This is a genomic window from Cobetia sp., from assembly GCF_983723665.1.
Genome location: NZ_CFDJES010000023.1, coordinates 2,382 through 6,317, shown reverse-complemented (window position 1 = coordinate 6,317; position 3,936 = coordinate 2,382). Strand labels below are relative to the sequence as shown.

General features: G+C 65.0%; 3 protein-coding genes. All 3 read right to left on the bottom strand.

The features are described from left to right. On the bottom strand, positions 1-816 hold an 816-nt coding region (locus tag AC4FAH_RS04075), incomplete at its 3' end, for an enoyl-CoA hydratase-related protein (RefSeq protein WP_490245670.1). An 83-nt stretch (positions 817-899) separates the two neighbouring features. After that, entirely contained in the window at positions 900-2,507 is a 1,608-nt protein-coding gene (locus AC4FAH_RS04070) for a carboxyl transferase domain-containing protein (protein WP_225347061.1), read from the bottom strand. Between the two features lie 56 nt (positions 2,508-2,563). Further along, positions 2,564-3,733, bottom strand: coding sequence for an isovaleryl-CoA dehydrogenase (locus AC4FAH_RS04065; protein ID WP_213113952.1), 1,170 nt, complete (start codon positions 3,731-3,733; stop codon positions 2,564-2,566). Positions 3,734-3,936 lie beyond the last annotated feature (203 nt).

The following is a 3,936-nucleotide window of genomic DNA, read 5'->3' as shown; positions in this document are numbered from 1 at the left end:
TGTTTGGTTCTCGGTCGGCACCCAGGGCGCCGGCGTGCCGGCGAAGAAGGCGGCCAGACCGGCCTGGCCCTGTTCGCTGACGCGCAGCTGGCTGATCACCTCGCAGCAGCGTTCACGGGTCGCGGCGCTGGCAGGTGCCTGAGCCACCTCGCTGAGCAGCGCCTTGGTGGCGCGACTGGCGGCAGGCGAGGTGGCCAGCAGGGTCTGCACCATCTCCGTGACGCGCGCCTCCAGCAGCTCATCGGGGCAGGTCTCGTGGACCAGGCCGATGCGCTGCGCGGTGGCACTGTCGATCACCTCGGCGCTGAGGGCATACCGGCGCATCTGGCGTGAGCCGATGGCGCGCTGCACGTAGGGACTGATGGCAGCCGGTGCCAGGCCGATGCGCACTTCGGAGAGACAGAAGCGCGCCCGCTCGGCGGCAATCACGATGTCGCAGCAGGCCGCCAGGCCGACGGCACCGCCGAAGGTGGCGCCCTGGACACGACACACGCTGGGGCAGGGCAGCTCATCGAGCAGCTGCATCAGTCGCGCAAGCTCGCGTGAGTCGGCGAGGTTATCCTCCAGCGAATACTCGACCATGCGCTGCATCCACTTGAGATCGGCGCCGGCCGAGAAGCTCTTGCCCTCGGAGGCCAGTACCACCACACGCACTTCATCGCGACTCGCCCTGGCGTGCAGGCTCTCCAGATGCTGATTCAGCTCCGCAATCAGCAGATCATCGAAGGCGTTGTGCACCTCGGGACGCAGCAGAGTGAGGCGGGCGACGCCGTGTTGATCTATCTCGAGTCGACTCGATTGGCGCGGCTCTGTCATCGTGCTTTCTTCCATTCTGTTAGCTTCAAGATGACTACTTGTGTTCGGTACAGGTCACAAGCATTGTTGTAGCGCTTGACGGGTTACATGCGCAGCACACCGAAGCGACTGTCCTCGATCTCGGCATTCATGGCCGCGGCCAGTGACAGACCGAGGATGTCGCGGGTCTGCAGCGGGTCGATCACGCCGTCATCCCACAGGCGCGCACTGGCGTAGGTCGGATGGCCCTGACGCTCGTACTGCTCGCGTACCGGCGCCTTGAAGGCCTCTTCTTCCTCGGCGGGCCACTCGCGCCCCTCGCGGGCATGCTGGTCGCGCTTGACCTGTGCCAGCACGTTGGCGGCCTGCTCGCCGCCCATCACCGAGATGCGTGAGTTGGGCCACATGAACAGCAGGTTGGGGTCATAGGCGCGCCCGCACATGCCGTAGTTGCCCGCGCCGAAACTGCCACCGATCAGCACCGTGAACTTGGGTACCTTTGCGCAGGCCACCGCCGCCACCAGCTTGGCGCCGTGCTTCGCGATGCCTTCGTGCTCGTAGCGCGAGCCGACCATGAAGCCGGTGATGTTCTGCAGAAAGATCAGTGGAATCCGGCGCTGGGTGCACAGCTCGATGAAGTGCGCGCCCTTGAGGGCGCTTTCCGAGAACAGCACGCCATTGTTGGCGAGGATGCCGACCGGATGGCCATGCAGATGCGCGAAGCCGGTGACCAGCGTCTCGCCGTACTCGCGCTTGAACTCGTCGAAGTCCGAGTCATCCACCAGGCGGCCGATCACTTCGCGCACGTCGTAGGGTTTCTTGAGGTCGGTGCCGACGATGCCGTAGAGCTCCTGCGGGTCCAGGCGTGGCGGACGCGATTCGCGCAGCGCGAGCTGGCCCTTGCGTTGCCAGTTGAGGCGCGACACGGCGCGGCGAGCCAGCTGCAGGGCATGGGCGTCGTTGTCGGCCAGATGGTCGGCCACGCCGCTGATCTTGCAGTGCACCTCGGCGCCGCCCAGTGCCTCGGCGCTGATGTCCTCACCGGTGGCGGCCTTCACCAGCGGCGGCCCCGCCAGGAAGATGGTGCCTTGCTCGCGCACGATGATGGATTCGTCCGCCATCGCCGGCACATAGGCGCCGCCTGCGGTACATGACCCCATCACCACGGCGATCTGCGGGATACCCTCGGCAGACAGCGTGGCCTGGTTGTAGAAGATGCGGCCGAAGTGGTCGCGGTCCGGGAAGACCTCGTCCTGGTGGGGCAGATGCGCGCCACCGGAATCGACCAGATAGAGACAGGGCAGGCGATGCTTGCGGGCGATTTCCTGGGCGCGCAGATGCTTCTTGGCCGTCATCGGGAAGTAGGTGCCGCCCTTGACGGTGGCGTCGTTGGCGACGATGACGCACTCCACGCCGCTGACGCGGCCGATGCCGGTGACCAGGCCCGCGCCGGGGACAGGGCTGTCGTAGACGTCGTGGGCCGCCAGCGCAGAGAGTTCGAGGAAGGGCGAGCCTTCATCGATCAGGTGGTCGATGCGTTCGCGCACGAACAGCTTGCCGCGCGACTCGTGACGTTCACGCGCCTTGTCACCGCCACCGGCCGCGACGGTCTCCAGCAGCTGGTGCAGGCGATCGACCTCGGCCTGCATCGCCGCTTCATTGGCGCGGAACTGGTCACTGCGCGGATTGATCAGGGAGGTCAGTATGGCCATCGAGCAAGCTCCAGCGGCGAAGGGTTGCGAAAAAGAGTAGGGGATGACGAGAGGTATCAGGCGCTCTCGTTGAACAGTTCACGCCCGATCAGCATGCGGCGAATCTCGCTGGTGCCGGCGCCGATCTCGTAAAGCTTGGCGTCTCGCAGCAGGCGTCCGGTAGCGTACTCGTTGATGTAGCCGTTGCCGCCGAGCAGCTGGATGGCATCCAGCGCCATCTGGGTGGCCTTCTCGGCGCAGTAGAGAATGACGCCCGCGGCGTCCTTGCGTGAGGTCTGGCCGCGATCACAGGCATTGGCGACCGCATACAGATAGGCGCGACAGGCATTGAGGGTGGTGTACATGTCGGCGACCTTGCCCTGCACCAGCTGGAATTCACCGATGGCCTGGCCGAACTGGCGACGCTCATGCAGGTAGGGCACCACGATGTCCATGCAGGCCTGCATGATGCCGATGGGGCCGGCGGCCAGTACGGTGCGCTCGAAATCGAGCCCGCGCATCAGCACCTTGACGCCACGATTGACCTCACCCAGCACGTTCTCGACCGGCACCTGGCAGTCCTGGAAGACCAGTTCGCAGGTGTTGGAGCCGCGCATGCCGAGCTTGTCGAGCTTCTGGGCGGTGGAGAAACCGGGGAAGTCACGCTCGATGATGAAGGCGGTGATGCCCTTGGAGCCGGCGTCCGGGTCGGTCTTCGCGTAGACCACCAGGGTGTGGGCATCCGGGCCGTTGGTGATCCACATCTTGTTGCCGTTGAGCACGTAGTGATCGCCGCGCAGTTCGGCCTTGAGCTGCATCGAGACCACGTCAGAGCCGGCGCCGGGTTCGGACATCGCCAGCGCGCCGACATGCTCGCCGCTCATCAGTTGCGGCAGATAACGTGCCTTCTGCTCGGCAGTGCCGTTGAGCTTGATCTGGTTCACGCACAGGTTGGAATGCGCGCCGTAGGAGAGCGCCACCGAGGCGCTGGCGCGCGAGATCTCTTCCATCGCGATGCAGTGCGCCAGATAGCCCATGCCGCTGCCGCCGTCCTCGTCCGGCACGGTGATGCCGAGCAGGCCCATGTCGCCGAACTTCTGCCACAGGTCATCGGGGAAGGCATTGCTGGCATCGATCTCGGCGGCGCGCGGGGCGATCTCGTCGCGGGCAAAGGCGTTGACCTGCTCACGCAGCAGGGTGTGTGTCTCGTCGAGTCCGAAATCCAGCGGTGAATAGAGGCTGTGCATGATCTGGCATCCTGTAGATCGGTGAAGCGCGATGAGCAAGGCCCGCCAGGGGCTGTGATGACCTGATGGCAAACGGTCTGTCGCGACCGGCTTATCAAGTCCGCCCGTCATGGGCCGCCTTGGCGTGTGATGGAAATTACTCTAGGTCAAAGTTGACGTTAACGTAAAGGTCATTATGCGGCGCTTTGACCAAGGTCGCAGGG

Coding starts and splice junctions, on each gene's coding strand:
- AC4FAH_RS04065 (WP_213113952.1), bottom strand. CDS start 3,733: ATGCACAGCCTCTATTCACCGCTGGATTTCGGACTCGACGAGACACAC.
- AC4FAH_RS04070 (WP_225347061.1), bottom strand. CDS start 2,507: ATGGCCATACTGACCTCCCTGATCAATCCGCGCAGTGACCAGTTCCGC.